Source organism: Vibrio sp. 10N.247.311.47, from assembly GCF_041467535.1.
Taxonomy (GTDB): Bacteria; Pseudomonadota; Gammaproteobacteria; order Enterobacterales; family Vibrionaceae; genus Vibrio; species Vibrio crassostreae_C.
Window position 1 is genome coordinate 13,903 of sequence record NZ_JBFSUR010000003.1, and the last position, 25,078, is coordinate 38,980.

Sequence of the window (25,078 nt, forward strand, 5' to 3'; positions counted from 1 at the left end):
CTTAATTACTCGAATAATGTAGGACTTGGCTCTTAACAGCAGAGCCAAGATTTATTGCGTGGTATTGTATCGTAAATGCGACTTTTTGCATTGATTAAGAGTTACTTATGATAAATAAATAGCAACTAAATTTGGGTAACTTCTCCCGTAATTTCAATATGTTTTTCAACGCTAATTGGAAACTCTTCAGTACTGAAAACCACTAACTTTTGCCCAGCTCTAGTCATTGCTACATAAAGTTTACGCATTGATTCTTGCAATACTTCTTCTCTTTCCGAATCACTCAACTCTAGATTCTTAGGCTGGTTAATTATTTGACCACAACCAAGAACGAACACCGTACCAGACTCCATACCCGTACAACTATTGATATTAAGTAGCCTAATTTTGCTGCCTACGTTATCCGCTAACTCTTTGGAGTTGTTGTAGTTAATGACCTTGTTTGAACCAATACGTTTTTCAATGTCTTGCTTTAGCGACCATGGATTATACTCTGGGCTACATAAAACCATGATCTGATGAAGAGCGACTGTTCCCGACAGCACCAGGGCTGCGAGTTCGTTCAGGAACCTCTTTTTCTCATCTTGAGCATTTCGAGAATATATAATTTGGGGTTTGTGTCCTCTTGCCATTTTTTCATAGTCAGGCTTCACGTAATCTTCAGGGCTTCCTTCGAGATCATCGAGCAGAGCGTTCGCAGCGACCATTATTTCATAAGTCGTTCTGTAAGAATGATTCAAACGCTTAGTGCGCCCTCGAACATTCAAACCTACGCTCTTCCAGCTTAAACGGCTTTTTAAGAAACCTTGGTTGGGATCAGCACAAATAAATAATTGTCCCCCCGGCGTCAATGAGCGTTTAATTAACTGTAACCAAGATGGCGCGAAGAATTGAGCCTCATCAAGCAGTATGTGATCAAACTGTTCAAGAGGCTTGTCTGATAACGCAACTTCCTTAATATACAAACTCGGTAGGTATTTCTTAACCGACGACAACCGAGCAGAAAAATCAACATATAGCTGCCAAATATGTTCTCGCTGACTTTTTTGTAGTGCAAACCCACGACCCTGTCGATCGAATTCCAAGTACTCTTCTTTGTCTTTAATTAAATAGTCATTGATGTACTCTAGTTCGGACCAAATCTGCTCATCTGTTAACGATAGTTGCGTGTAAGCTTCATTTTTATCACTTAAAACGGTCTTCTTTTCTTCTTTCATATTCGCATCGCCAAATACTGGCTTAACACGCTGATGGCTTTTACTGTACTGCTTTAGCGCAAACGAGTGAAAGGTGGTAATTTCAAGGTTATCAGGTTTACCTTTAAGCCAGGTTTCGAACCTGTACTTAATATCTTCCGTCACTGGCTTATTGTGTATCGCAAGAAGGACCTTTTTTTCCGGGTATTTTTTACAATACAAAACTGCACGATTAATTAAAATCAGAGTTTTCCCACTCCCAGCGACCCCATTTATCAACCTTACTGAAATGTCTTCCTGACCTTCTTCTTCAGAATCGACAGACTCAACCATATCTAGCCTAGTAGCCAATTCTTGCTCGTAATCTAAAAAAAATGGGAGCAGCTTTGCGGTATTGTCTACGGAGGTTTTTCCTCGACGAGTACTACACTGTGCGGGAATAACCGACTCCGGAAAAAACGTGCGCTTGATTCGTGAATGTGAGTCGATTGTGAACTCGGTTAGTGCGGCGTGGATTAGTTTTTCACCACGCTCAATAAACGTTTTGTTCTCAATTATTTGTACATAATCAGAGAAAGAACTATCAACTTGGAGAGAACCGTCAATTGGGAAAGTACTTTCTTCTTCCACAATCATATTATCGACGACAGCTAGATACTGAATAGGCTTTAAACCTAACGTCAACATCGAGTCATTAAACTTCAACAATTTAGAAAGACTAATACTATCTGGTTTCTCTGAATGGACTCCAACAAACACCCAACTATTGCAAGGCCCCTCAATAATACAAGGAGCAACTTGTAGAGACTCTAATAATGACTCACGAATAAAAAATTCGTCATTGAGTTTATTGAATACCTTTTTGCAATGACGTCGATGCTTGCGGTCTAAGCCTGTAATCGTATCTATATGTGCCATTAATCTACTTCCACCTTATAACAGTGACGAACCAGAGATTTATAATCTTCAATGTTTTGTCGCACCTTAGGATCATCCACCTGTTGCAGCATGCCTTCTGGGATTTCGGGACCTACAATCACCAACTTAGTCTGGGGTCTAGTAATGGCGACATTGAGACGTTCCGCTTGGAAAAAGAATTCAGCGATAGCGCTAATGTATTGCGGATCTGAGGAGCAAAATGAAACTATAATCATTTCCCGCTCTTGGCCTTGCATCCTTTCCACAGTATCCGTTACCACTAATTTTGATCCAAATATCCCCAACTTATCCTGAAGGCAAGACTTTAGAGCTTTGGCATGACCCCGAAACGGTGTAACGACACCTATCTCTTCAGCAGATAGACCCGCTTCAACAGCCGCGGTTATCAAATCGGCCACTAACGCCGCTTCTTTTCTATTTACACTTCGGGCATTGACCCCTGGAGTTTTTATGAATACAGAAGGCCGATTGCTAGAGAGGACCTCAGAATACTTGTGAGGTTTTTTAGGTAGAGAAAATGATGACAGCGTTGGTGGTCTTTTCGATTCTAATTCGCCCTTGTAATAACAGTTACTAGGCCATTCAGTTAAGGCTGGAGACATCCGATAAGTTTGGCTTAACAATACCGAAACCTTTTCATTGCCAAGAATCATCTTAGAGAAAGCCGAACTTTCCTCAAGAACGGATTGAGAAAGTATCACAGGAGGAAGCTGCTTATGATCCCCAACGAATACAAATCGACACCCTTTTCTCATTGCCATTAACGCCAATGGAACGGTAATTTGGCTGGCTTCGTCAAAAATAATGGTGTCGAATGTAAAGCTTTCAAGTCGCTCACTACAGGTAGCAAAAGGTGTCGCACCAATCACATACCCAGTGTCCGGTATATCTTCCCATTTTGATGCGTATTCAAAATGCTGAACCTTATCACTCAGTGATTTCTTACCGCCACTCGCACAAATTTTTGCAACAGGAACCCCTTCCTCTACAATTTTATTGAGTGCATTATTGATCGCCATGTGGGTATGAGAAGTCATGAAAACTCTCTGCCCTGCCTCTACAAGAAGCTTGGCGATAATACTAATAACTTTTGTTTTACCCGTTCCGGGAGGACCTTGAATACACGCTAAGTATTTAGAACCGACACCAAGCCCAACAGCTTCACTCTGCTTTTCATTTAATCCTCGAGATTCGGCATAATCCGCAGCGTCATCAAAGTCTTCGTCATAAATCGTTTCCGTATTCAAATGTCCGGAAAGCATAGGTAGCAATACGTCTCTGCCGACTTTAGATGTTGCTACATCAACCAAAGCTTTGTCATAAAACGGTTTTAAGTCCATGCCTGCAGGGTCGGCATAACAGCCTTCACTTAGTTGTGGAAGTAAGCTTTGATCTACTTTGACTTTGAGCAACCACTCTCCATCGTTTTCAGCTTCAATAGCTACTTGGTCAAATACCTTATGGTTACTTGGGTCGCCAAGATGCAAACAAATCATGTCGCCTTCTCTAAAGCGTGATTCGTTATCACCTAATACGACTTCCAGATGATTAGACCCGGAACACCTTACTGACTCTATTCGTTGAGTTTCGCCTTTTAATAGTTTTTCTTCTAAAGGTTTCTTCCAAATTTCTAGAAGGTTTTCCATGCTAGCTTCATGTTCTGCATACACAAAAGCTTGTAATTCTTTTAATACCGGAGTGAGTTCCATACCTAGCTTACCAACGTGAATTTGTACTCAAAAATGAGAATATTCATCAATACGAATAAACTATACCTTATTTTTTGAACGGCCATCACGTCAACTACACATTAGCTAAATTGTTAATTACATCCATTAGTAGACAAAGATCATCCGATATTCTCAATCAATTTCAATGAGTAACAGTGGTTTCTAAGAGGAGGATGAGGAAGTATGGTTACTGATGAAGCCTAAAATTGAATAATTTTTGGGGCTTATCGTATGCGTTGCCGTGAGCAAACTGCACTGCCTGCAACTCAAGTAAACCAACGCAAGCTACAGAAACTGCTAAATCAAATTGAAGCGGACATTCGCCTGAGTTGTTTTGTATATAGTGAGTACTTCCCTGAGTCTAAGAAAGCTCAGACATTTTTGAAACAAGACATCCAAGCTCAAAAACGCAAACAGGAATTACTTGGTAATTACAAAACGGCAGTACAAGAGCTACAAGGAATTGAAACTGTCTTGTTCGAAAGCTTCGCACAGGAGTGGTACGACGAAAACGAAGTGCGTTGGAAAGAAAGCTATAAGGACAGTATGAAGATCTACTTATGGTCGTACCTTGTACCTCACTTCGGGCGTTTAGACGTCGCGAAGATCTCTCGACCTGACATCTTAAAGTACCGTGCTTCTTTAGTGAAACCGCGTAACAACGGCAAAAAATTATCTGCCGAGTTCATTAATCATGTCATGACACCACTGCGCATGATTTTGAGCGAAGCCGGAGATCGCTATGATTTTCGTTCGACGTTTGAAAACATCAAACCACTACGTGTTGAACGCACTAATGTAAACCCGTTTGATTTTAACGAAGTGAACTTGTTTTTATCATCGGTACGTTCCGATTTTAAAGATTACTTCACCGTTCGTTTCTTCACCGGAATGCGCACCTCAGAGATCGATGGTCTGAAATGGAAGTACGTAGATTTTGAGCGTGGTTTAATTTCAGTTCGAGAAACGTTTGTACACGGCCGTTCAGACACAACGAAAACGGTGGGTTCAACAAGAGACATTCAAATGTCATCTGTTGTACTTAAAGCTATAAAATCCCAATACAAAGTGACTGGTACTAAGGAGTATGTGTTCTGCAATGCAGCTGGAAACCCTTTAGATAAAGGTAACGTCAGAGACCGAATCTGGAAGCCGACACTTAAAAACTTGGGAATGGAATATCGCCGCCCTTATGAGACTCGACATACGGCTGCAACATTATGGTTAGCAGCCGGAGAAGCACCTGAGTGGATAGCTCGCCAAATGGGCCATACCACTACAAAAATGCTGTTCACAGTTTACAGCCGATATATACCAAACCTAACCAGGCAAGACGGCAGTGCTTTTGAAAAGTTATTAGATGCTAATTTAAATGGAGGAAAGTAAATGGCTTATTCACCTCTAGCTATTCACTGCACCAGTTTGTGCTGTGACATTCTTCAGGCTCAGCGTTTTCAGAAAATCTCTCATCAAGATATTGATTGGCTATACGATGAAATTTACGAACTTATCAAGCAACGTACTGAACTGTGGCCAGATAAATTCCATCATGAACATGTCTTTATTGATTCAGTCACGCGCGGTGTACTAAAAGCACTACATCTATGTAAAGACAAGCCAAATAATCGAGATGCCAGTTGGCTGTTGATTGCAATGCAATCACGGATCAGTTTTTCTTTGAAGCAATTGCATTAATGAGAGCTACTCAAAAAAGAGCCAAATGAACCCATGTTTATTTGGCTCTTTTCTATTTCCCATTTTTGAACATTTCTATACTCTGCTTGAATCTACCCTCACCTACAACTGGCGCCTAGTTCACCTTGAAATAACTCATCAGCCATCACCCGTTAACAAGAACACTATAATTTGTTGCACACCCACTTCACTGGCCGCACAAAGTTAACGTTGATAACTTGAGCCTAAGTTCTATAGTAGTTTTGCATTAACCGTAGTGCTGGACCCTTCAAACCGCACCAGACTCAGATTAACGAGAGCATTCTTTTTAAAAATGTGCTGATGACTATTTCTTAAATGTTCTGTTACTCCAAACTGTAGATGCTTAGAAGGTTGTCACAGCATGGTCACCACGCGGTCACAAATCGAGTTTGAGAGATATGAGTCACTTAGCTCATCCAATAATTATTCAACGGGGAGGCAGACAAGAATGATGCTATTTAAGGTACTTTCCAGAAACGCAGACACAAAAAAGCCCACGCTAGGTGGGCTTTTTGCTTGTTCAGAAAGAACGAATTTGGTGCCCGCTACTGGACTCGAACCAGTGACACCTTGCATGTCATGCAAGTACTCTAACCAACTGAGCTAAGCGGGCGATGTTCTAATTTCTTATTACTACCATTGTGACAAACTCAATAGTTATGCAATAAAAACAAATAAGGAATGGTGCGTCCGAGTGAACTCGAATCACCGACCCCCGCCATGTCAAGGCGGTACTCTAACCAACTGAGCTACGGACGCATTCCCTTAGAACGCCAACGATGATATCCATGATAAACAGATGGTGCAAGTATTAACTGGCATCTTGCGATTCGTTTGCTCACTTTGCAATCAAAGACATAACAACATGTCGATTTTACACCCAGATTATCGTCAAACCGCTGAAAAACAAAGTTTAGTTAGAAAAAATTCTAATCCTTGATGACAACCAATTAACTAACCTAATGTGTTCAATTTGGGATTTTTGTTGTCTATACCGTTTTTCTTGGCCTTTACAGTAACCATACAGGTATAGATCAATGCCTATATTTAGTGTCAAAAATTTTGCTTGCCCACTGGGTTACCGTAGTATTTTGATCATTATAAGTGAAAGGCACGCAAAGGCTTTGTAACTCACTGAAATACATCATTCATAAAAATCACCACGATTTTGTAATCGTCGTCATCGAATTACTAGGCCGCAATGACTAAATTCGGATTTTTCATATAAAGTGGCCGGGTTATTACCAACATACATAAATACGATAGCACTCTATAGTCGAAAAACATCAGCTACAATTAATCTCCCTCAAGAGCAACAATCTATAAGCAATTCAAAACCCAACCCCACACATCATAGCTATTTTGAATACATACAGCACAGTAATACATAATGAAATTTGCATAATGGTAAAGCGCGCCTATATTCATAACCTGTAGGAATCAATAATCTAAATTCAATGCTATACGTGAATTTATGGTTTGCGATAAATACAAGTGTGAAAAATAGGGAATAAATTATGAAAAAATCACATATCGCCATTGCAGTGGTGAGCATACTATCGACATCTGCCGTATCGGCGGCGACCATTTATGAGACAGATGAAACAGTATTCAATATCGGCGGCCGCGCAGAAGTTCGAGGGAATTTCTCTGATGCGAATAAAAGTGCTGGTAATAGTAGCACCTATAGTGATAGATCACGTGTCCGCTTAAGTGTCGATGGCACACAAAAAGCGTCGGACGATATTTCCTTTTTTGGGAAATATGAATTCGAACTAACAGAGTCTGAAGATGGCGCATCAGATGATATCGGCATTAACACTCGATTCTTATATACGGGTGTTCAAACCAATCACGGTAACGTCTATTATGGCCACCAAAATAATGCCGTTACCTACTTAACCGATTGGACGGATATGGCTGAAACCTTCAGCGGCTATATCAATGAATACACGGTGTCGACTGCTGATCGAGCAAAAAATGTTTTACGTTATGAACTGACAAGCGACAACATCACCTTTCAAATTGATGGCAATTTCAATTCAGATAGTGAATCAGCACAAAGTGACGGCTTCGGTGCAGTTGTCGCCGGCAGCACTTCGATTGGGTTAGATATTGGCGTCGGTTATGCGTCAAGTGATGAAACCTATGGCGTTGGGACAGATACAGAAACTTCTGATGCCTATATTGGTGCGGTTAAGTACACCAACGATCAGGGGGTTTGGTTCGCCGCACTCTATCAATTTGGTAGTATTTCAGGTCTAGGCGTAAAAGATTCAGACTACGATTCTGCCGATGCTTACTTGGGATACTCGTTTGGTGTCAACACCGTCAACCTGACCTACAGCTACTTTGAAGCTGACGATATTGCAGATTACGACATTAACTTTATCGGTCTAGAATACGCACGTTATATTGGCGATGTGGCCTTCTTTGGTAGTTATAAGTTTAACATGTTAGACGAGGGCGAAGGTGGGCAAGGCGATAACGACGAAGATGAGCTACAGCTCGGTATGCGTTACGCGTTTTAGTCTAAACCAATCCACTTAATATTAGTAAAGCCGAGCATAATCAATGCTCGGCTTTTTAGTTTGTATAACTTATTCGTATCTAAGCGATTGAATGGAGTCCAACCGGGTGCATTACTATCGATACCAACTATTCTTCAACATCGAATACAACGTTGTAGTTTTCGGTATAGGTGCAGTTTGGCTGGCGGCTACAAGTGAAGAAGCGTCGGCCTTTGTAATCGCCTTGGCTTGCCAGTTTGATGATCATTGGGCTACCACACTTCTTACAAAATCGCACTTCTTTTGATGGCTCGATTAAATCGATGTGTGCTGCCAGTAACCTCTTCAAACGGCTCACTTGGTAGCTGTGTTTAATAGATGCACCAATCAGAGGTAAACCTGCCGATTTACACACGTGAATTAGTAGCTTTTCGCGATCGACTTTCCCTTTAGTGAGCTCTTTGCCGTTATCAAGTTCGATAATAACGCGGGGCTCTAGCGTTCGCGGGTCGCAAACAACAAAGTCGAAGTAACTACGTGAGATCTTGTTGTTGGCGATAAACCAATTCTTCTTATTGTTCGTCTTAGCAGGAACAAGTACGTTCGACATGCTGACTTTAGCAAACACTTCCCCATGGTTGCCCACAGCTGATTTTAGCGCATTATAGAATGTCGCCTGTTGCGCCGACATCAACGCGCCTTTCTTCTGATAAGCGTGGTCTTTGGTGTCATCGTGTTTCACCACATACTTTTGAATAAAGTAAAAGAACACAACCAGAACAATTACAACGATAAAGATATTAGTCATTTTCCAACACAATCAAGTCTGTATAGGGATTAAGAGAGTAGCTAGCGTATGTAGAAAAGCATCACCTGGCAAGCAAAAGAGCGAGAGTTGCCAACCAGAATCACGACCTTTGAGCGCAGTGCCCAACGAGAGGTCGCTCCTTCGCTAGACACACCTCTCTTATTTTGATAATTAAATCATCAATTACACTCTAGATTGATTTAGATCAATTTACCTAGATTTGTGATCAACTAGCCTAAAAAACGTTAGGCAAATGTTAATAAGGAAATTGATATGGAACTTAAACAAGACCCAAGATGTTATACCGACGTATGTGTAGATGGTAAATGGTTCCACTATGACCACTGCGGAACCCAAGCCTACATGTTAAAGGGAGGAGCTTCGGCTGTGATTGAACTCGCTAGCGAACCAGCGACAGAAGGCGAATTGGTTGAAATGCTTCAAGGTGTCGCTAAGTAACTCATTTAGAAAATGTTGATATAGATAAACTCGACATATCGCTAAGTAAACCCCACTTCTCACTCAAATTTTGATATTAGCGATCTCAGAGTGTTCCAGAAGCCATTCTTATCTCACGAAGATCAGAATGGCTTTTTGTTTCCAGATTAGCGATTAACTTTCAGCAATGATGACTTGATTCCTACCCGACTCTTTCGCTTGATATAGTGCATCATCCGCGGCTTTGAGGTACTTCTTGTAAGTATCTTGATTGAGTTGCTCATGAACAATACCAATCGACGCTCCTATCGATGTGGTGAGGTCTAAAGAGCCGGAGTGCGTATCAATGGGTGTTTCAGAAATAGCTAAACGGATAACGTTCAACTGTTGCTCAGAATCAATGGAACCAGACAGCAACAAAACAAACTCTTCCCCACCCCATCTTGCCACTACATCGTTTGTTGATAAGATTTTCTCTAAACGCTTAGCGACTTCCACCAGCACTTGGTCACCAATATCATGGCCATAAGTGTCATTAACTTGTTTGAAGCGGTCTAAATCTAGAATAGCGAGCGTATACCCAAACGACGACAAATGATGTGGCATCGGCTGAGTTAACCGTTGCTCTAAGTAACGCCTATTGTATAAGCCTGTCAGTTCGCATCTTGTTGATTGCTTAAGTAGTTCTTTGTTGGTCTTCTGGATCGAGCGTAACCTTATCAATAGTAACGTGGCGCTTATCATCACCATGATACCCAAAGCGACGACGATTCGATTCCGTAATTGCTGCTTATCTAATGTCAGCTCACCCAACTCTTTTTCTGCGTTAAGCAGTTCGTTTTCTTGAGCTAATGATGCCGTAGCGAAATCTTGCTCGAGTAAAAAGATATCACTCTGGCGCTTATCAAATAGCAGCGCTTTATTACCCTTGTAATAGAGCTTGAAGTAACGAAGTGCGTTCTCGCTGTCGCCTCTCGAATCATAGTATTCAGCAAGTGTTCTTAAGCCGAGGACCTTCCAGCTGCGAGTCCCCACAACATCGAACATTGCAGACGATCGCTTTAGATCAGCAAAAACAAAATTATCTCGGTTCAAACCAATGTTCGCTAAGGCTCTATTTAGGTAACACTGCCCCAATTGAAGTGTGTATTTGTCCACTCCTGGGTATCTAAGACACAAGTTTGCGACTTGTCGTGCTGACTCAAAGTTCTTTTCCGCCAACAACACATCACTCTCTGCTTTTAATAGGATGATTTTGTATCGTTCACTCACGTTATCGCCATTAAGCTTAGCCGCACTTTGATATGCTTCCCGCCCTTTGACCAAATCACCACTGCGCAGATAAGCAAAAGACTCATTCACATGCAGCACTCCAATGGTAGACGCTTCGAGTAGTCCACTCTTGTAATAGAGTTTTTTGGCTCTTTTAATCAGCTTGAGCGCTTTAGGCCAGTCTTCCAAATAGATATAAAGCAGTGCCATATTTGACACTAACTTGCTGTTGTAGATGTGATGAGGGTACTTCTTACCAAGGTCTAAACCTTTATGGAAAAAGTATTGAGCTTCAGGAAAGTCATTGCGGATGTTATTGATGACACCAGCCGTGTTATAGGCCTTAATCAACAACTCTTCATAGTGAAGCGATTCTGCGATATCTATCGCTGCTCTGATTTGGATTTCAGATTCCGCTAGCTCACCCTTACTGATGTATTCAATCGCCAATTCAACGAGAGATTGGGCCTTTAGCCAACCCATATGTTCGTGTTGTGCGAGTGCTTTAATCTGCCTGACGTATTCGGAAACCGCTTCGGTATCCAACTTATGTTGCGCGAGGTTGGACAAAATCATCAATTCGTAAGCACGATAGATGGCTTTATCTTGGTCTGGGAACTTGGCTTGGAGAGCCTCAAGTTGTTGGGAAGCTAAATTAGGGTCACCGCGAGATACATCGAGAATATCGATCAACGCAGATCCATATTGAGAGAGTGATAACTCTTTCTCTGGACTATAAACACTCGGGTTTTCAGGGCGAATATGCTTTAAATCGTCGTCATAAGTTGGATAGAGCAAATACAGCCCCAGCACAATACTCATCAGCACCACGAAAAGGAATGAACCTAACACATTGTTTCTATTCATTTATCAGGGCCATTATTGATTGAATTCCAATTTTATTGACGTTTTTTAAGAGCGGTCAAACATTATACCCGACAGATATACAGATTAAAATCCTGCGCACTGGTGGATCTGAATTGGGTTTTTCTCATTAATTAGAATAATCAGGCAACTTTCTTGATTTAACTCAGACAATCATCTACCTCATTGGCGTTATAGTGATTTTCCTGTTCCTACCTCCGCGGCTTCTTTTTGAACAAGCGGAAGCATAATGAGAATTAACAATGACCCAAATTAATGAACAACGTCTTGTAGAACATTTCTGCGATCTAGTGAAAATTGATAGTGAATCTCGTAACGAAAAAGCGATTGCTGAAGCTTTGGCTGAGCAACTCGGTGAACTAGGTTTTGAAGTTCACAAACTGGCGGTTCCTGAAGAAGTGTCTAATGGTTTCAACATCTACGCTCGTCTAGATGGCACTCTTCCAGGTAGCACAGTGTTCAGCTGCCACATGGACACAGTAACGCCAGGCATCGGCATTGAGCCAATCATCGAAGACGGTATCATCCGTTCAAAAGGCAACACAATTCTAGGTGGTGACGACAAGTCTGGTATCGCAGCTATCATGGAAGCGGTTCGTTGCATTAAAGCTGAAGGACAAGAGCACAAAACTATCGAGATTGCATTTACTGTATTCGAAGAAGGCGGTCTGTTCGGCTCTTTGAACTTCGATATGTCTTACATTCAATCTGAGCACGTAATCGTACTTGATACAGGCGGTCCAATTGGCACTATCGTAAACGCAGCGCCTGGCCAGCAGAAGATTGTTGCTAAAATCAAAGGTCGCCCTGCTCACGCTGGTTTAGCACCAGAAGAAGGCATCAGCGCAATTCAAGTTGCTGCAGACGCTATCACTAAGATGAACCTACTTCGTATCGATGAAGAAACGACAGCAAACGTTGGTATTGTTGAAGGTGGTCAAGCAACTAACATCGTAATGCCAGAGCTTAAAGTCGTGGCTGAAGCACGTTCTCTAAACGGCGAAAAGCTAACGGCTCAAGTTGAGCACATGATCTCTACATTCCAAGAAAGTGCTAAGCAGTTCGGCGCTGAAGTAGAAATCGAATCAACTCGTGCTTACGATGCATTCGTTATTGCAGACGATCATCCGCACATTCTTTCTATCAAATCGGCGTTTGAGAAGCTTGGCGTCACAGCGAACACTAAACGCACTGGCGGCGGTAGCGATGCAAACAACTTCAACGCAAAAGGCCTGACAACAGTTAACCTTTCTACTGGTATGGCGAAAGTTCACACCACTGAAGAGTACATTGCAGTGAAAGACATGGTCGCAATCACTGAGTTTGTTGTGGCTTACGTAACGCAATAATCGAATCCATTAGTTGGGTAGTCACTTCTATCTAGCACAATGAAAAAAGCCGAGACATCATCACGATGCTCGGCTTTTTGTTGTTTAGGTGAACATAGAAGGTAGAACCTAAAACCCTCTACGCTTCCAGAATTGGCCTTCGTCTTTTGCTACTAGGTCGAATGTCTTGTCGGCGATGATGTTGCCTTTTAGCTCAACCGTCATGCGCCACTTTCCTAGCTTGTTCGAGACAGGAGCCCAGATAGTGTCACCTAAGTAGAAATCCCAGTCATTGTTACCGACATACTCCTCACCATCAAACGGTTCGAGCACTTCACCTTTGTCTGTGGTGATGTTTGGGTGATAAATGCAGTAACGGATCTTCTCACCTTTGGCTTTTTTGATATTCAGGATATAGCCAAACTCTACGTCGATTTCAGCATCAACGGTGGTGGTGAACTCTTGGATTTTTGGAAGATCTTTAGATTTTGAATCCCATGTGGAATAGATACCATAAGAAGTCATGTCGACCACAACAGAGCGCTTTGCCATTTCAATCGTTACCTTGAAGTTGTTCTATTAATTTAATTCTATTTGCCATTCAGCCACGCAAGCAGAAGAAGAAGAACGAGGCTATTCTTGCCAGTCTTTCGCCATACGCTTAATTACTGAAGGTTCAATGTCGTGAATAGTGCCATATTGCTCTCGGCACACTTCGATAATTAATTCTGCTTTATATTTGAGTGCAAGTTGGCGGTAGGCTTTCATTTCCCAATGCTTAATAAAGGTATTCGAAACAACCACATCAAACCCTTGCTTTAAGCCGTTTTCAGCTGTGTTTTGACACCACTCATGAGCTTGTTGCAGCTGCCTAGGACCAAAATGGTACTCACCTTGCTCATTCACATAATACATATCGGCTTCGACATGCAATGCATCGTAGGTTTTTGCTTTTGTTGATTTGCCAGAACCGGGCAACCCTCGAATGAGTATTAACTTCATCTGTCACTTTACAGGCTAATTCGAAAACATGAGTTTATCGTAAATGCTAGCCGCTTGCTCTGATAACTGCCTAGTTCTACATAACAGAACCAAGCACTTATGCCTTACTCAGGTAGTCGTAAAACATTATAAGACTCCCCCGACGTCGGAAGATGGCTTCTGATAGAAAACACAAATAATTTACATCTATCCATTTTGTATATCGACAAGCGTACCAAACTACTATAGATTTAGATGTATAGACGTCTACATATCTAGCTTAGGGAGAAAGCTTTGCCTATTCGCATTCCAGATCAATTGCCAGCATCTGATGTTCTTCGTGAAGAAAACATCTTCGTGATGCCGTTATCAAGAGCATCGACACAGGAAATTCGTCCACTTAGAGTCTTGATCCTCAACCTGATGCCGAAGAAGATTGAAACTGAAACTCAATTCTTACGCCTACTATCGAACAGTCCATTGCAAGTGGATGTAGAGCTGCTACGCATTGATGATCGACCAAGCAAGAACACACCGACTGAACACCTTGATAACTTCTACCGCCAATTTGAAATGGTCAAAGAAAGAAACTTTGATGGATTGATCATCACTGGTGCGCCGCTTGGCTTGGTTCAATTTGAAGATGTGATCTACTGGGATCACCTGAAAACCATCATGGAATGGGCAAACAAGCACGTTACTTCAACGCTATACGTGTGTTGGGCGGCTCAGGCTGGTTTGAAGTTATTATATGATTTGCCAAAACGCACTCGTAAAGAGAAGCTGTCTGGTGTTTATAACCACGAGATACATAACCCATACCACCCTATTTTACGTGGCTTCGACGATACATTCTTAGCTCCGCACTCTCGCTATGCGGACTTCTCTCAAGAGTACTTAGCGGAACATACTGACCTTGATGTTCTTGCAACTTCTGATGTTGCAGGCGTATACCTAGCAGCAACCAAAGATAAGCGAAACGTGTTTGTAACGGGTCACCCTGAGTACGACTCTCACACACTTCACAATGAGTACATTCGAGATTTGGGTGAAGGCATGGAGCCTGTGATACCAATCAACTACTACCCGAATAACAATCCAGACAACAAACCGGTTGCAAGCTGGCGCAGCCACGGACACTTGTTGTTCTCAAACTGGCTAAACTACTGCGTTTACCAACAAACGCCTTACGATCTGGATCATTTCAGCGAAGACAACTTTACCAAAGACGATTAAGTTCTTTCTTCCGATTCACAAACACATAAACCGTGTTCAGTATGTTGTTGATAAAACGACGAATTGGACGCGGTTTTTTTATGGTGTGTGGGTCGCATTCCATGATAGATTTACGACTTCAATGGGTTTGATTTCATATGATGGGTTGGTGTTCATAAGGAGCTTCACATGCCTGCCAAGCCATCATTTTCAAATCCGATTTCGTTGTCCCGCCCTCTTTCGTTATCAAGTGTGGTACTACTTGCCTCGCTTTCCTTGGCCGGTTGTGTCTCTGTCACTGAAGGACCGCCAAAGATTGAAAGTGATCCTATCGCGATGTCTGAATCTCGAATCGAATTAGGTTTGGGCTATATGGGACAAGGCAATATGGTGAGAGCGCGTGAAAACCTTGAGCTCGCGATTAAACACGCACCTAGCTACTACCGTGCTCGGCTTTCAATGGCGCATTACTACGAACAAGTGGGTGAAGTAGATGAAGCGAGAAGCACTTACCGCAAAGCACTCAGTCTTGATTCAAGAAATGGCAATGTATTGAACAACTACGGTACCTTCTTGTGTAAACAGGGCGAATACGAACAAGCCGATAATTACTTCAATCGCGCCATCGACCAACCCTACTACTACTTGGTGTCTGCAAGTTATGAAAACGCCGCGTTTTGCGCATTTAAGGCTGGCAATACCGACCAAGCGAAGTACTACTTCAGCAGAGCGATTGACCACGATCCAAACCGCGTAAAATCGATACTACAGTTATCAAAAATTGAAGTGAGTGACGCCGATTACAATGACGCTCGAATCCGTTTATTCAAATTCCACCAGCGTTATGGCTATCAAATTCCATCGCTTAAAATCTTGGTCGATCTCGAAAACAAAGCAGGTAACAAAGCTCTAGAGCAGAAATATCAGAGTAAGTTAGATGAGTTGCTTTCTGCTTAGGTTATATGCAAAACACAAAAAAAACGGGCTTGTTGCGTTAACAACAAGCCCGTCCGTATTTCAGCTTAATATCTTAACTAAGTGCAGCCGCTATTTTAGCGCGATCCACTCTTGTCTTTGCTCATCGTCCATAAAGGTCCATGCGATAAAGCGACTTACCTTCTGGCCTTGTGACATCTCGACGACTTTCACTTGTTTAGCTCTAAGCTTGCCAAGCTCTGAACGAACCATATCGACGTTATCTTTCTTAGAAATCAATGTCGTAAACCACAAAACTTGAGTAGCAAAAAGTTGACTCTCTCTCGCCATCTTCATAATGAAAGCGGCTTCACCACCTGGGCACCAAAGCTCGGCTTTTTGACCACCAAAGTTTAAGGTTGGTTTATCTTGCTTAGTTGATTTATCTAACTTAACTGGCTTCTTATTCATTTCTGGCTTGAACGACTGACCGGCTTTCTTAGCACGGTTCGCCGCTAGATTATCCAGTTTACGTTGTGACCCCTTTTCAGCCTCTTCAAGAGAGCTGTGGAATGGCGGGTTACAAATAGTGACATCGTAACGTTCATTATCCTTAATCACGCCCTTAAAGATAGATTCAGAGTCAGCTTGTAGGCGAGCGCGGATCTTACCTTTTAGATTAGGGTTGCTTTCCGCTATGAAGTTCGCTGTTTTGATGGAGACTGAATCAACATCTGTCCCTGTACAACGCCACTTATACTCTGTCGCACCAATGATTGGGTAGATACAGTTTGCACCGACACCAATATCTAATGCTTTCACAGACGCGTGGTTATAGGGTTCACCTTGGCCATCGCTATTAAGGATGTCGGCCACTCTGTGAATGTAGTCTGCACGACCAGGAATTGGCGGGCACAAGTAACCAGCAGGAATATCCCAATGTTTAACGCCATAGTGATGCGCCAACAAAGCTTTGTTGAGTAGCTTAACAGCCAATGGATCAGAGAAATTAATGGTGTCTTCGCCAACCGGATTCTTGATCAGATGCTCTTTTAGCTCAGGCAAGGCTGCAACTAGTAACTCGAAGTTATAGCGGCCAGTGTGCTGGTTTCTTGGGTGTAATCCACCTTGAGGTTTTTCAGCCGAGCGTCTTTTCTGAGCTGCGTTCTTGTTAAAAGCCGTTTTATTGAAAGAACCCTTATTCGATGATCCTTTATTGGCACCCGGTTTACCTCTGCTATCTTTTGCAAAAGGTCGCTTTGCTTTGTTATTGCCCGCGCCTTTAGGTGCACTATTCTTGCGGCTTTTATCAGATGTGTTCTTTGTAGAAATACGCTTGTCGCTGCTTGGCTTAGCTGTACTTGGCTTAACATCAGCTTGGTTGTCTTTTGTTTTTGCTGATGAAGTGCTGTTTTTCGACAGGCTTAGCGTCGTTCTATTTTGTGATTGGCTCATTGGGCTACTTCTTTAAATCTAAATACATCATGAATAAACGGGCATCCAACTCAAGTTGATGATATTCCGGTTCCATGTGACAGCATAGTTGGTAAAAGGCTTTGTCGTGCTCTTTCTCTTTGATATGCGCCAGTTCGTGTACCACCAGCATTCTTAGCAAAGGTTCTGGTGCATTTTTAAAAACACTGGCGATACGAATTTCATTCTTTGATTTGATCTTTCCACCGTGATTCTTAGCAACGTAAGAATGCAGACCTAACGCATTATTGATTAGGTGTATCTTGCCGTCGTAAATCACTTTGCTGATCGGTGGTGTTTTTTTCATGTAGCGATTTTTTATCTCAATCGCATAGTCAAACAGGGCTTTCTCGCTTTTTATTTCATGATTCTTTGGGTAGCGAGCTTCAAACCAAGGCACCAATTTACCCGACTCTACAAGTTGAGTAACAGGATCAAGAATGTGCTTAGGATAGCCTTGAATATAGCGTAAAGAAGGATGCATGCTGAAAGACCGTACAAGTTACACCACGACAATACGTTGTGGTCTTGAAAATTGAGCCGCATAGTGTAACTGATCACACTTTTCTAATCACCTAGGATTCGTTACACTTTAGCGAGATTCACCAAGAGCTACACTCAAAAAGAGATTGTAAAAATGAAACGTGTTGTATTGTACGTCGCAGACAAATGCCCGCACTGTAAAGATGCACAACGCTATTTGGATTCGAAGAAAATTGAATATCGCCTAACGAATGCAAAAATGCAGCGTGGCCGTAAAGAATTACAGGCGATGGGTGCTCGTTCTATCCCTGTGCTTAAGATCGGTGACCAAGTGATGGTCGGCTGGAATCAGAAAAACTTCGATAAGATGTATAACTCAAAGAACACCTAACGTGCTCTGAGCCAGTCATACTTCTATACAACAAAGCCCGAATATCCAATCTAGGATACTCGGGCTTTGTTTATTTATATCTCACTAAATCACACATACCGCTTTACGAAATCAATAAAGGTTCTGTCGGCTTTCGACAAATACCCTTCCTTTCTCCAGGCCAAAGATAGATTCAGTTTTACAGGGTCTTTAAATGGCACGCCTATCACGTCTTTTTCATATTCTGTCACTAAGCTCAACAGCGCGGTGATCGCAAACTCTTGTTTAACGATAGAAAGAATCATTGGCAATAAATTGGTTTCGAACGCGATGGTCATATCGAGGTTGTACTTCTTACAAGTCGCATCAATAAAATCGCGGTGGAAATAGCCCGATTTGAACATGATCAGCTCTTGAGCAAAGAATTCTTCAAAGGTCATCGAAGGCTGTTGTGCTAGCGGATGCTCCTTACCGACAACGGCGACCATCTCAGAACTTAACAGATGATCCGTTTCCAAATCATCAGGAACGTTCTCATGATTAATTACACCAATATCGAGTTCGCCGTTTAACAGCATTTCACGAATCGATGCGGTACCAGCATCAATCAAGGTCAACTTTAGATTAGGGTATTGGCTTTTAAATGCCATAACGACTTGTGGGAAAAAGTAACTGCCCATCATACTTGGAGCGCCTAATCGAACCTCGCCTTTTTCTAGTCCCTTTAGTTCATTCATCGCGAGCTGAGCATCATCAAACTGCTGGGCGATTCGCTTTGCATGCTCAAACAGTACCTTTCCCTCTTCCGTTAAGGTGACGGATTTATCTCCGCGACGAAACAGAATTAACTCCAATGTCTGTTCTAGTTTCTTAATGGAAATACTCAATGCAGGCTGTGCGATATGCAGCGCTTTTGCAGCCTGAGTGAAGTTACCAAACTGCGCAACAGCCAAAAAATGTCGAAGAGGTTTTGATTCAAGCATAGCGATATATTTAATATATAGAGGTGATATCTTTAATATATTTCTTTAATCGCAACTGTACTGATAACTTGTTCACAAATAGCTTACTAACTCGCGCAGGCACAACGTAAATGTTTGATAAAGGCAGTCCTCAATACAAACGCATCACCCAATCATTGGCGATTGGTTCGTTTATCATTTTCTGTAACCTTTACCTCTTTCAGCCAATCTTGCCGCACATGGCGGAGCACTTCCAAGTATCTGAAACTCAGATCAACTGGTTGTTTGCTGCTACAACACTCGGCCTTTCGATTAGCTTGGTACCTTGGGCAATTGCCTCTGAAACCTTTGGTCGTAAACCCATTATTCTGTTCAGTCTGTTCGCTATCCCATTAATAGGGTTAAGCATGGTGTTCACGACTACCTTGTTGCAACTCGTTATTGCCCGCGCATTTATGGGCATCGCTGTGGCGGCGTTTGCTGGTGTGGCGGTTGCCTATATGGTTGAGGAGTTAACACCCAAAGCCTTTGCTGTCGCGATTGGAGGTTATATTGCGGCCAACTCATTGGGTGGAATCTTCGGACGTGTATTAGGCGGCTTAATTACAGACTATTTCGATTGGCATGCAACTGTACTGTTTTTCGTTGTCGGTTCATTGCTTGGTGCACTCTTTATTGCCTATCGCCTACCTGACCAACAGAACTTCAAACCTCAAAAAGGGCTGTTCTTTCATCACAACCGCTCCGTTGTAATGCACTTAAGAAACCGTACCTTGTGGCTCGCGATGTTGATTGGTGGTGCTAACTTCGCGCTGTTTGTTAACCTGTACTCTGTAATGGGCTTTAGGCTAGTATCCGAACCTCACTCGGTACCCGTTGGTTTAGCTTCACTGATATTCCTATGTTACTTGGCCGGTACGGTAAGCTCTAAGCTCTCCAACAAATGGACACTTCGCTTTGACCCGTTAAGCGGAATATTGATGGGCGTGTGTATTAGCTTAATCGGAATGCTAATTTCTGCAGTCGACAAAGTTCCGTTCATGCTAGCAGGCTTGTTATTGATTAGTGGCGGCGCGTTCTTCGCCCATACCCTTGCCTACTCTTGGGTGAGTCAAAAAGCACCGAGCGCTAAGGCGACAGCAACTGCACTTTACTTGGTTCACTATTATATTGGCGGGAGCTTAGGTGGTTTCTTACTCTTGTATTGCTGGCAACTGTTCGGTTGGAATGGCGTGATTGCGGGCGGTTCAATCTTCTATGTTGCGATATTTGCTTGGGTCTACCAATTAAAACAACTTCAAGTATCGGCCTCTAAACTCGCACAAGCATAAGTACGACTAAGGTTGTAACTCAATTATTGCTTTTGATTGACGTCCGTTCTGATATCCTACGCAAAATTTCATTTCGGAACCTGTTATGTCGAACACTCAAAGCACAGATCTTCAAACCATCCACGACCAAGTAAAACAGTGGTTAGACGATGTCGTTATTGGCCTAAACCTGTGTCCATTCGCAGCCAAGCCACAACGTAATAAACAGATTAAGATCTTTGTGAGTGAAGCAAATACGGAAGAAGCGTTGTTGCAAGACATCATGACGCATTTCGTAGAGTTAGATAACACGCCAGTCGCAGAATTAGAGACGACGTTGGTGGTTGTACCTAACATGCTGCAAGATTTCTTCGACTACAACATGTTCATTGATTGGATTGAAGCGTTGATCAAGCAAGAAGATTGGGAAGGCGTTTACCAAGTAGCAACCTTCCACCCAGACTATTGCTTTGGTGGTGCGGATCCAGAAGACGATGAAAACCTAACGAACCGTTCTCCGTATCCGGTTTACCATTTGATTCGTGAAGCGAGTATGGAAAAAGTGTTGAAGCACTACCCTAACCCTGAAGCGATTCCTGATACAAATATCGCGAGAGTTGAATCCTTAACGCCGGAAGAACGTCGTCAACTGTTCCCTTACCTGTTCAGTTAATCGTTCAGTTAATCGCTAACAAGATGGCTCATATTCCTGAGCGTTCTTGATGGTATGGACGAGAAATGAACTGATCTCGTCCATTTTGTTTCGCAATGTACAGGCATTCATCGGCCACTTTGATTAGCTTATCTAACGCCGACATCCTTTCCCCTTTGGTATCCCCTGTACTCAACTCAAAATGACACGCACCGATTGATATAGTGACTGGCTTTCTATCAAGCGTGATTTTCTTCATCTCTTGTAAAAGAGTCATGAACTTATCTTCAACACAACTTGGTGTTTTATTTGGATACCAAAGAATGAACTCTTCACCACCAAAACGCGCCACAAACTCACCTTCTTGAGTGTTATTGCTCAGCACGTTCGCCACTTTCTTTAAGACAACATCACCCATTTGGTGGCCATAAGTGTCATTGACCTGTTTAAAGAAATCGATGTCGACAACCGCTAAGGTTCCCTTTCCTAAAGATCCTTTTAACTGCTCCACTTCTGCGTTCAACGTTTTGAACAAGCAACGTCTATTTGGCAAATGGGTCAGAGGATCATACAGAGCTTGGTACTCTAACTTCTCATTCAGCTCTTTGAGTTTTCGTTCTTGCTGTCTTCTAACCAGTTCCACTTCGATCCATGAGGCCATTAACCTCATAACGTCGATATCGAACTCTTTGAATTCACGATGATAAGGAGCCGGGCTTGAAAAGTTTAAGGTGCCATAAAGCTCATCATTAACGAAAATGGGAACCCCAATATAAGACTCCAAGCCAAAAGACTGGTAAGCAGGGTGCTTCGCATACTTATCGTGTTTACCACAATGCTCTATGCAGATAGGACCAATCGATTTACAGGTAATTTCGCAATAGGTTGAACGATAATCGAAGATATCGCCACTATTGAGCTCAACCCCTTCAGGTGTGACAGAGTGTTCAACTAAGTAAGTATTACCCTCGACTTTAGATAAAATACCGATATCAAGGTTGAAGCGTTCAAGCCCCATGATAAGCAGCTGAGCGATCTGAATATCGAAGCCCTTCCGGTAATCATTGGTGATTTGATACAAGCGACGTATAACAATTTCGCTTTCACTGGCTTGGTTCATAAATGGGGTCCCACTGCAGCCGAAGTTAATGGCAACATTAATATTTGGTATATTAAGAAGAGTAAAGTGTAAAAAAACATAATAATCAATTGGTTTGTATGCAAAATACCTCATTGGTCCAATGAATAAAAGTCGCGTTCTTCCACTTTGCGTTAGCACCCCATTACTACCTTTGTTAAAATGGTCCATTAACGAAACAAAATGGATAGGAATATGAACCTTTCTCAACTAAACCAAGAAATCTACGATCACCTTTACCGCGACATTGAAGAGTTCCGCAGTACTTTTGATCTGCCTGTTGCTGCTCCTGAAACAATGGACGAAAAAGGCGATACGCTACATACCTCTCTAGCGATCGAAGAACTAACAGAACTTGCAGAAGCTGACTCAAAAATCGAACAAGCGGACGCTATTGTAGACAGCGTTTATGTTTTGATGGGGCGTCTGGTTCACCTTGGCCAAGCTAAGGTTGAAGACAACCTAGCAATCAGCTACCTGATCGACCTACTATTGAATGTTTCTAAAAACCGCTCAATTGACTTCTTACCTTGCTGGGACGAAGTACACTCAAGCAACATGAGCAAAGTATGTCGCAACGAAAAAGAATACGCTGAAACAGAAGCTTTCTATGCTGAGCAGAACATTAAGCTGATGGCGGTTCAAAAAGGCGAATACATCATCGCTAAGTGTGCGGAAGATTTCGTATCTGAAGGCAAGACAGTTCGCCAAGGTAAAGTACTAAAATCTGTACACTACCGCCCTGCGAACCTTGAGCCACTAACGGCTTAAGACAGGTTGTCTAAACCGACCAACGCACCAAAATAGCAAACGCCACGTTTAAATAACGTGGCGTTTTATTATCTTTCAATCGAACCTTAGCTCTATACCAGTCGAGCCATATGATAAGCCGCTACATATTCGCCATTTCTGAAAGCGAACCCTGCGGACTCTCCTTCAATCACGAAACCAAACTTCTTATACAGACTGATCGCTCTTTCGTTATCGGTATACACCGTTAACTCCATTCGCTTGATGTTAATCCAGTTATCACACAGATCGATTGCGGTCGCGAGCAATTGACTACCCACACCTTTGCCTAACACATCGTCTTTAACACCCATACCAAATGAAGCCACATGTCGTCTTCTTGGATTCACACACACTTCCATTCCCAAGTTGCCAACAATCTCATCGTCGATCATCGCGACATACGAGTACACGTTATCAGGCATATTAGAGATTCGTTTTTGCCAGCTTTCCAGAGATGGATTTGGGAGTTGCAGCGTACCAGTATAAGCATTAGTGCATTCGTAGATTTCTTTTATTCCCTTCGCATCTGACGGTTCAGACCGTCTCACTATAATACTCATCGCAACTCCTAATATTTCTTCGCTAAATATGAAACACATCCTCAATGTGCACCTAAACACACTAACAAATAGTGAATATTTAACAATAGGTTAGATGAACTTATCTTATTGGGCTTAATTGATACTGAGTAAACGCCCTCTCTCAATATCTTGCTCAAGTACCTCCGGCGTTAAATCGCCATGTCCATGGTGGTCATGATTATGGTGATGCCCATGATCGTGGCCGTGTGAATGACTTTGATGTTCATTTGATCTTTGAGCTAACTTATCTGAATCCAAATAAGTGTCAGTCAAATCAGCACAATAATCTTGAGTCCATAAGCGACGAGCGTCGTCATCACTCATGATTTGCTCAGCTTTAGGGCCCAACTTATCCATGTAGTACATCCCCAACTCCTCACCTTCTACATTGGCGTGGTTGATAAGATTCATGAAAGCAGGTTCTTGATTCTCATCTGATAGATGACCATTTTTGTAACACACGGTTAGACCAATAATGTCGTCGCCAAGTTGCTCTAATTCAGGGTTAAAATGATTGTGACTGTGATTATGTTCGGCAGCGGCGACAAGCATTGGAGTAAGTAAAACACATGCGATAGCCAGTAGCTTAATGGTATTTTTCATGGGATAGACCTTCTGTATTTTCGAATACAAAGTTGATTAGTTGGCTGACTTAGCTTCTTGTGAGCTAAGTTAAGGGGAACTTCAAGACCATTTCAGCCTGAGTACCCCTCTGTCTCACTACAAATAATCAATATGGTTGGATAACGAGGCTCGATATAACGAGCGTTCTGTAGACAAAAATCACTTATCAACTACGATTCTTGCTGGTGCGATGGTGTAAGTCATTGGCTCCACCTCCCATTCACCTTTTGCTTCCAATGCAACCGCTAGTGCTTGCGCCTCTTCACATACCTTCGCTGGTTTTCCGTCAGCCCAGTATGATGGACCCGAGGTGTAGCCGCACATCACTGAAAACGTGTGTTGCCCATTCTTTGTGGTGTATTCCGTCATAATGACACCACCTTCTCCATGCGTTATTTTTAGCGAGCCTTCATCGGCCACATGCATTGCATCGGAAGGATTCGGTTTGACATACGTTGTGTAGGTCCCGCCATCTGACATGGATTGGTTGTCATACATGGTGTAGCCTTCTTTTTCTGAAGGTAAGGTCAGTTCGTAGTTAGGATCAATATCCGCTAAACGTTCTGAGTTATTCGTCGCACCAGGTTGATAGTTGTGAGCATTGGATTGTCCGTTAGCGAAAACAGACGCTGACACTAAAGATAGAATGACGACCGCTAAAATTGATTTTTTCATAATGAACTCCAGATATTCTAAGCAAAGAAGTGGTAAGCAATAGTTTTATGATTGAGTAAGAGAATGGGTTTATTTACCTAACTTT

At 42.4% G+C, this 25,078-nt stretch carries 24 protein-coding genes and 2 tRNA genes; 11 read left to right on the top strand and 15 right to left on the bottom strand.

Features of this window, described 5'->3' with window-relative positions:
* Window positions 1-125: 125 nt before the first annotated feature.
* Entirely contained in the window at window positions 126-2,114 is a 1,989-nt protein-coding gene (locus AB6E51_RS02785; protein WP_372058446.1) for a UvrD-helicase domain-containing protein, read from the bottom strand.
* The gene (locus tag AB6E51_RS02790) at window positions 2,114-3,844 is read right to left on the bottom strand and encodes an AAA domain-containing protein (RefSeq protein ID WP_372058448.1); all 1,731 of its coding nucleotides are present in this window, start codon (window positions 3,842-3,844) and stop codon (window positions 2,114-2,116) included. The genes AB6E51_RS02785 and AB6E51_RS02790 overlap by 1 nt, the downstream gene beginning before the upstream one ends.
* Window positions 3,845-4,075: 231 nt before the next feature.
* Between AB6E51_RS02790 and AB6E51_RS02795 the strand changes: the two genes are divergently transcribed.
* A complete protein-coding gene (locus AB6E51_RS02795; protein WP_372058527.1) occupies window positions 4,076-5,251 on the top strand; it encodes a tyrosine-type recombinase/integrase in 1,176 nt (391 codons plus the stop codon).
* Window positions 5,252-5,560 (top strand): hypothetical protein, encoded by a 309-nt coding sequence (locus AB6E51_RS02800; protein ID WP_102321029.1) that lies wholly within the window; start codon window positions 5,252-5,254, stop codon window positions 5,558-5,560. It abuts the gene before it with no gap.
* Window positions 5,561-6,117: 557 nt separating this feature from the next.
* Here AB6E51_RS02800 and AB6E51_RS02805 read toward each other — a convergent pair.
* Together AB6E51_RS02805 and AB6E51_RS02810 are read right to left on the bottom strand one after the other, a co-directional pair.
* Window positions 6,118-6,194, bottom strand: a tRNA-Val gene (locus AB6E51_RS02805).
* A gap of 69 nt (window positions 6,195-6,263) precedes the next feature.
* A tRNA-Val gene (locus AB6E51_RS02810) sits at window positions 6,264-6,340 on the bottom strand.
* Between the two features lie 758 nt (window positions 6,341-7,098).
* Here AB6E51_RS02810 and AB6E51_RS02815 point away from each other — a divergent pair.
* Entirely contained in the window at window positions 7,099-8,112 is a 1,014-nt protein-coding gene (locus AB6E51_RS02815) for a porin (protein ID WP_065584214.1), read from the top strand.
* Between the two features lie 127 nt (window positions 8,113-8,239).
* Here AB6E51_RS02815 and AB6E51_RS02820 read toward each other — a convergent pair whose 3' ends face one another.
* On the bottom strand, window positions 8,240-8,899 hold the full coding sequence (locus AB6E51_RS02820; protein ID WP_372058449.1) for a DUF2726 domain-containing protein: 660 nt from the start codon (window positions 8,897-8,899) through the stop codon (window positions 8,240-8,242).
* Between the two features lie 273 nt (window positions 8,900-9,172).
* On the opposite strand from AB6E51_RS02820, the gene AB6E51_RS02825 reads away from it, so the two are divergent.
* The gene (locus AB6E51_RS02825) at window positions 9,173-9,358 is read left to right on the top strand and encodes a hypothetical protein (RefSeq protein ID WP_017059179.1); all 186 of its coding nucleotides are present in this window, start codon (window positions 9,173-9,175) and stop codon (window positions 9,356-9,358) included.
* A 153-nt stretch (window positions 9,359-9,511) separates the two neighbouring features.
* On the opposite strand, the gene AB6E51_RS02830 is transcribed toward AB6E51_RS02825, so the two are convergent.
* The gene (locus tag AB6E51_RS02830) at window positions 9,512-11,476 is read right to left on the bottom strand and encodes a diguanylate cyclase domain-containing protein (RefSeq protein WP_372058450.1); all 1,965 of its coding nucleotides are present in this window, start codon (window positions 11,474-11,476) and stop codon (window positions 9,512-9,514) included.
* 260 nt (window positions 11,477-11,736) lie between these two features.
* Here AB6E51_RS02830 and AB6E51_RS02835 point away from each other — a divergent pair, with 260 nt between their 5' ends.
* Entirely contained in the window at window positions 11,737-12,843 is a 1,107-nt protein-coding gene (locus AB6E51_RS02835; RefSeq protein WP_372058452.1) for a M20/M25/M40 family metallo-hydrolase, read from the top strand.
* 108 nt (window positions 12,844-12,951) lie between these two features.
* On the opposite strand, the gene AB6E51_RS02840 is transcribed toward AB6E51_RS02835, so the two are convergent.
* Together AB6E51_RS02840 and AB6E51_RS02845 are read right to left on the bottom strand one after the other, a co-directional pair.
* Entirely contained in the window at window positions 12,952-13,374 is a 423-nt protein-coding gene (locus AB6E51_RS02840) for a DUF3859 domain-containing protein (RefSeq protein ID WP_019824122.1), read from the bottom strand.
* Window positions 13,375-13,455: 81 nt separating this feature from the next.
* Window positions 13,456-13,824, bottom strand: coding sequence for an ATP-binding protein (locus AB6E51_RS02845; RefSeq protein WP_372058453.1), 369 nt, complete (start codon window positions 13,822-13,824; stop codon window positions 13,456-13,458).
* Window positions 13,825-14,097: 273 nt separating this feature from the next.
* On the opposite strand from AB6E51_RS02845, the gene metA reads away from it, so the two are divergent.
* Window positions 14,098-15,039, top strand: coding sequence for a homoserine O-succinyltransferase (metA, locus tag AB6E51_RS02850; RefSeq protein ID WP_017066439.1), 942 nt, complete (start codon window positions 14,098-14,100; stop codon window positions 15,037-15,039).
* 168 nt (window positions 15,040-15,207) lie between these two features.
* On the top strand, window positions 15,208-15,975 hold the full coding sequence (pilW, locus tag AB6E51_RS02855; RefSeq protein ID WP_017065536.1) for a type IV pilus biogenesis/stability protein PilW: 768 nt from the start codon (window positions 15,208-15,210) through the stop codon (window positions 15,973-15,975).
* A gap of 90 nt (window positions 15,976-16,065) precedes the next feature.
* Here the strand turns inward: pilW and rlmF are convergent, their stop codons facing one another.
* Together rlmF and AB6E51_RS02865 are read right to left on the bottom strand one after the other, a co-directional pair.
* Window positions 16,066-17,388 carry a 23S rRNA (adenine(1618)-N(6))-methyltransferase RlmF gene (gene rlmF, locus AB6E51_RS02860; RefSeq protein WP_372058454.1) on the bottom strand — a complete coding sequence of 441 codons (1,323 nt, stop codon included), beginning with the start codon at window positions 17,386-17,388 and terminating at the stop codon, window positions 16,066-16,068.
* A 4-nt stretch (window positions 17,389-17,392) separates the two neighbouring features.
* On the bottom strand, window positions 17,393-17,890 hold the full coding sequence (locus AB6E51_RS02865) for a YgjP-like metallopeptidase domain-containing protein (protein WP_004734935.1): 498 nt from the start codon (window positions 17,888-17,890) through the stop codon (window positions 17,393-17,395).
* Between the two features lie 153 nt (window positions 17,891-18,043).
* Between AB6E51_RS02865 and AB6E51_RS02870 the strand changes: the two genes are divergently transcribed.
* Window positions 18,044-18,280 (top strand): glutaredoxin family protein, encoded by a 237-nt coding sequence (locus tag AB6E51_RS02870; RefSeq protein WP_004734934.1) that lies wholly within the window; start codon window positions 18,044-18,046, stop codon window positions 18,278-18,280.
* 89 nt (window positions 18,281-18,369) lie between these two features.
* Here the strand turns inward: AB6E51_RS02870 and AB6E51_RS02875 are convergent, their stop codons facing one another.
* Window positions 18,370-19,242, bottom strand: a complete 873-nt coding sequence (locus AB6E51_RS02875) for a LysR family transcriptional regulator (protein ID WP_017095361.1) — start codon at window positions 19,240-19,242, stop codon at window positions 18,370-18,372.
* Between the two features lie 110 nt (window positions 19,243-19,352).
* Between AB6E51_RS02875 and AB6E51_RS02880 the strand changes: the two genes are divergently transcribed.
* Window positions 19,353-20,552: an MFS transporter gene (locus AB6E51_RS02880; protein WP_017065532.1), complete on the top strand. Its 1,200-nt coding sequence runs from the start codon at window positions 19,353-19,355 to the stop codon at window positions 20,550-20,552.
* Between the two features lie 85 nt (window positions 20,553-20,637).
* Window positions 20,638-21,204 (top strand): DUF1415 domain-containing protein, encoded by a 567-nt coding sequence (locus AB6E51_RS02885; RefSeq protein ID WP_017065531.1) that lies wholly within the window; start codon window positions 20,638-20,640, stop codon window positions 21,202-21,204.
* 28 nt (window positions 21,205-21,232) lie between these two features.
* On the opposite strand, the gene AB6E51_RS02890 is transcribed toward AB6E51_RS02885, so the two are convergent.
* Window positions 21,233-22,303 carry a diguanylate cyclase domain-containing protein gene (locus tag AB6E51_RS02890; RefSeq protein WP_372058456.1) on the bottom strand — a complete coding sequence of 357 codons (1,071 nt, stop codon included), beginning with the start codon at window positions 22,301-22,303 and terminating at the stop codon, window positions 21,233-21,235.
* A gap of 213 nt (window positions 22,304-22,516) precedes the next feature.
* On the opposite strand from AB6E51_RS02890, the gene AB6E51_RS02895 reads away from it, so the two are divergent.
* Window positions 22,517-23,092: a nucleoside triphosphate pyrophosphohydrolase family protein gene (locus AB6E51_RS02895; RefSeq protein WP_372058457.1), complete on the top strand. Its 576-nt coding sequence runs from the start codon at window positions 22,517-22,519 to the stop codon at window positions 23,090-23,092.
* A gap of 92 nt (window positions 23,093-23,184) precedes the next feature.
* On the opposite strand, the gene AB6E51_RS02900 is transcribed toward AB6E51_RS02895, so the two are convergent.
* The 3 genes from AB6E51_RS02900 to AB6E51_RS02910 all read right to left on the bottom strand — a co-directional run bounded on the left by AB6E51_RS02900 (window position 23,185) and on the right by AB6E51_RS02910 (window position 24,993).
* The gene (locus tag AB6E51_RS02900; RefSeq protein WP_050052538.1) at window positions 23,185-23,673 is read right to left on the bottom strand and encodes a GNAT family N-acetyltransferase; all 489 of its coding nucleotides are present in this window, start codon (window positions 23,671-23,673) and stop codon (window positions 23,185-23,187) included.
* 114 nt (window positions 23,674-23,787) lie between these two features.
* A complete protein-coding gene (locus AB6E51_RS02905) occupies window positions 23,788-24,297 on the bottom strand; it encodes a hypothetical protein (RefSeq protein WP_102511367.1) in 510 nt (169 codons plus the stop codon).
* A gap of 180 nt (window positions 24,298-24,477) precedes the next feature.
* Window positions 24,478-24,993: a hypothetical protein gene (locus AB6E51_RS02910; RefSeq protein WP_229647271.1), complete on the bottom strand. Its 516-nt coding sequence runs from the start codon at window positions 24,991-24,993 to the stop codon at window positions 24,478-24,480.
* Window positions 24,994-25,078 lie beyond the last annotated feature (85 nt).

Excerpts from the sequence above, each read along its gene's own strand:
- AB6E51_RS02895 (WP_372058457.1), top strand. The coding sequence starts at position 22,517 with ATGAACCTTTCTCAACTAAACCAAGAAATCTACGATCACCTTTACCGC.
- AB6E51_RS02815 (WP_065584214.1), top strand. The coding sequence starts at position 7,099 with ATGAAAAAATCACATATCGCCATTGCAGTGGTGAGCATACTATCGACA.
- AB6E51_RS02790 (WP_372058448.1), bottom strand. The coding sequence starts at position 3,844 with ATGGAACTCACTCCGGTATTAAAAGAATTACAAGCTTTTGTGTATGCA.
- AB6E51_RS02905 (WP_102511367.1), bottom strand. The coding sequence starts at position 24,297 with ATGAAAAATACCATTAAGCTACTGGCTATCGCATGTGTTTTACTTACT.
- AB6E51_RS02870 (WP_004734934.1), top strand. The coding sequence starts at position 18,044 with ATGAAACGTGTTGTATTGTACGTCGCAGACAAATGCCCGCACTGTAAA.
- AB6E51_RS02835 (WP_372058452.1), top strand. The coding sequence starts at position 11,737 with ATGACCCAAATTAATGAACAACGTCTTGTAGAACATTTCTGCGATCTA.
- AB6E51_RS02910 (WP_229647271.1), bottom strand. The coding sequence starts at position 24,993 with ATGAAAAAATCAATTTTAGCGGTCGTCATTCTATCTTTAGTGTCAGCG.
- AB6E51_RS02880 (WP_017065532.1), top strand. The coding sequence starts at position 19,353 with ATGTTTGATAAAGGCAGTCCTCAATACAAACGCATCACCCAATCATTG.
- AB6E51_RS02820 (WP_372058449.1), bottom strand. The coding sequence starts at position 8,899 with ATGACTAATATCTTTATCGTTGTAATTGTTCTGGTTGTGTTCTTTTAC.
- AB6E51_RS02825 (WP_017059179.1), top strand. The coding sequence starts at position 9,173 with ATGGAACTTAAACAAGACCCAAGATGTTATACCGACGTATGTGTAGAT.
- AB6E51_RS02830 (WP_372058450.1), bottom strand. The coding sequence starts at position 11,476 with ATGAATAGAAACAATGTGTTAGGTTCATTCCTTTTCGTGGTGCTGATG.
- rlmF (WP_372058454.1), bottom strand. The coding sequence starts at position 17,388 with ATGAGCCAATCACAAAATAGAACGACGCTAAGCCTGTCGAAAAACAGC.
- AB6E51_RS02865 (WP_004734935.1), bottom strand. The coding sequence starts at position 17,890 with ATGCATCCTTCTTTACGCTATATTCAAGGCTATCCTAAGCACATTCTT.
- AB6E51_RS02785 (WP_372058446.1), bottom strand. The coding sequence starts at position 2,114 with ATGGCACATATAGATACGATTACAGGCTTAGACCGCAAGCATCGACGT.
- AB6E51_RS02845 (WP_372058453.1), bottom strand. The coding sequence starts at position 13,824 with ATGAAGTTAATACTCATTCGAGGGTTGCCCGGTTCTGGCAAATCAACA.
- pilW (WP_017065536.1), top strand. The coding sequence starts at position 15,208 with ATGCCTGCCAAGCCATCATTTTCAAATCCGATTTCGTTGTCCCGCCCT.
- AB6E51_RS02900 (WP_050052538.1), bottom strand. The coding sequence starts at position 23,673 with ATGAGTATTATAGTGAGACGGTCTGAACCGTCAGATGCGAAGGGAATA.
- AB6E51_RS02885 (WP_017065531.1), top strand. The coding sequence starts at position 20,638 with ATGTCGAACACTCAAAGCACAGATCTTCAAACCATCCACGACCAAGTA.
- AB6E51_RS02800 (WP_102321029.1), top strand. The coding sequence starts at position 5,252 with ATGGCTTATTCACCTCTAGCTATTCACTGCACCAGTTTGTGCTGTGAC.
- AB6E51_RS02840 (WP_019824122.1), bottom strand. The coding sequence starts at position 13,374 with ATGGCAAAGCGCTCTGTTGTGGTCGACATGACTTCTTATGGTATCTAT.
- AB6E51_RS02890 (WP_372058456.1), bottom strand. The coding sequence starts at position 22,303 with ATGAACCAAGCCAGTGAAAGCGAAATTGTTATACGTCGCTTGTATCAA.
- AB6E51_RS02875 (WP_017095361.1), bottom strand. The coding sequence starts at position 19,242 with ATGCTTGAATCAAAACCTCTTCGACATTTTTTGGCTGTTGCGCAGTTT.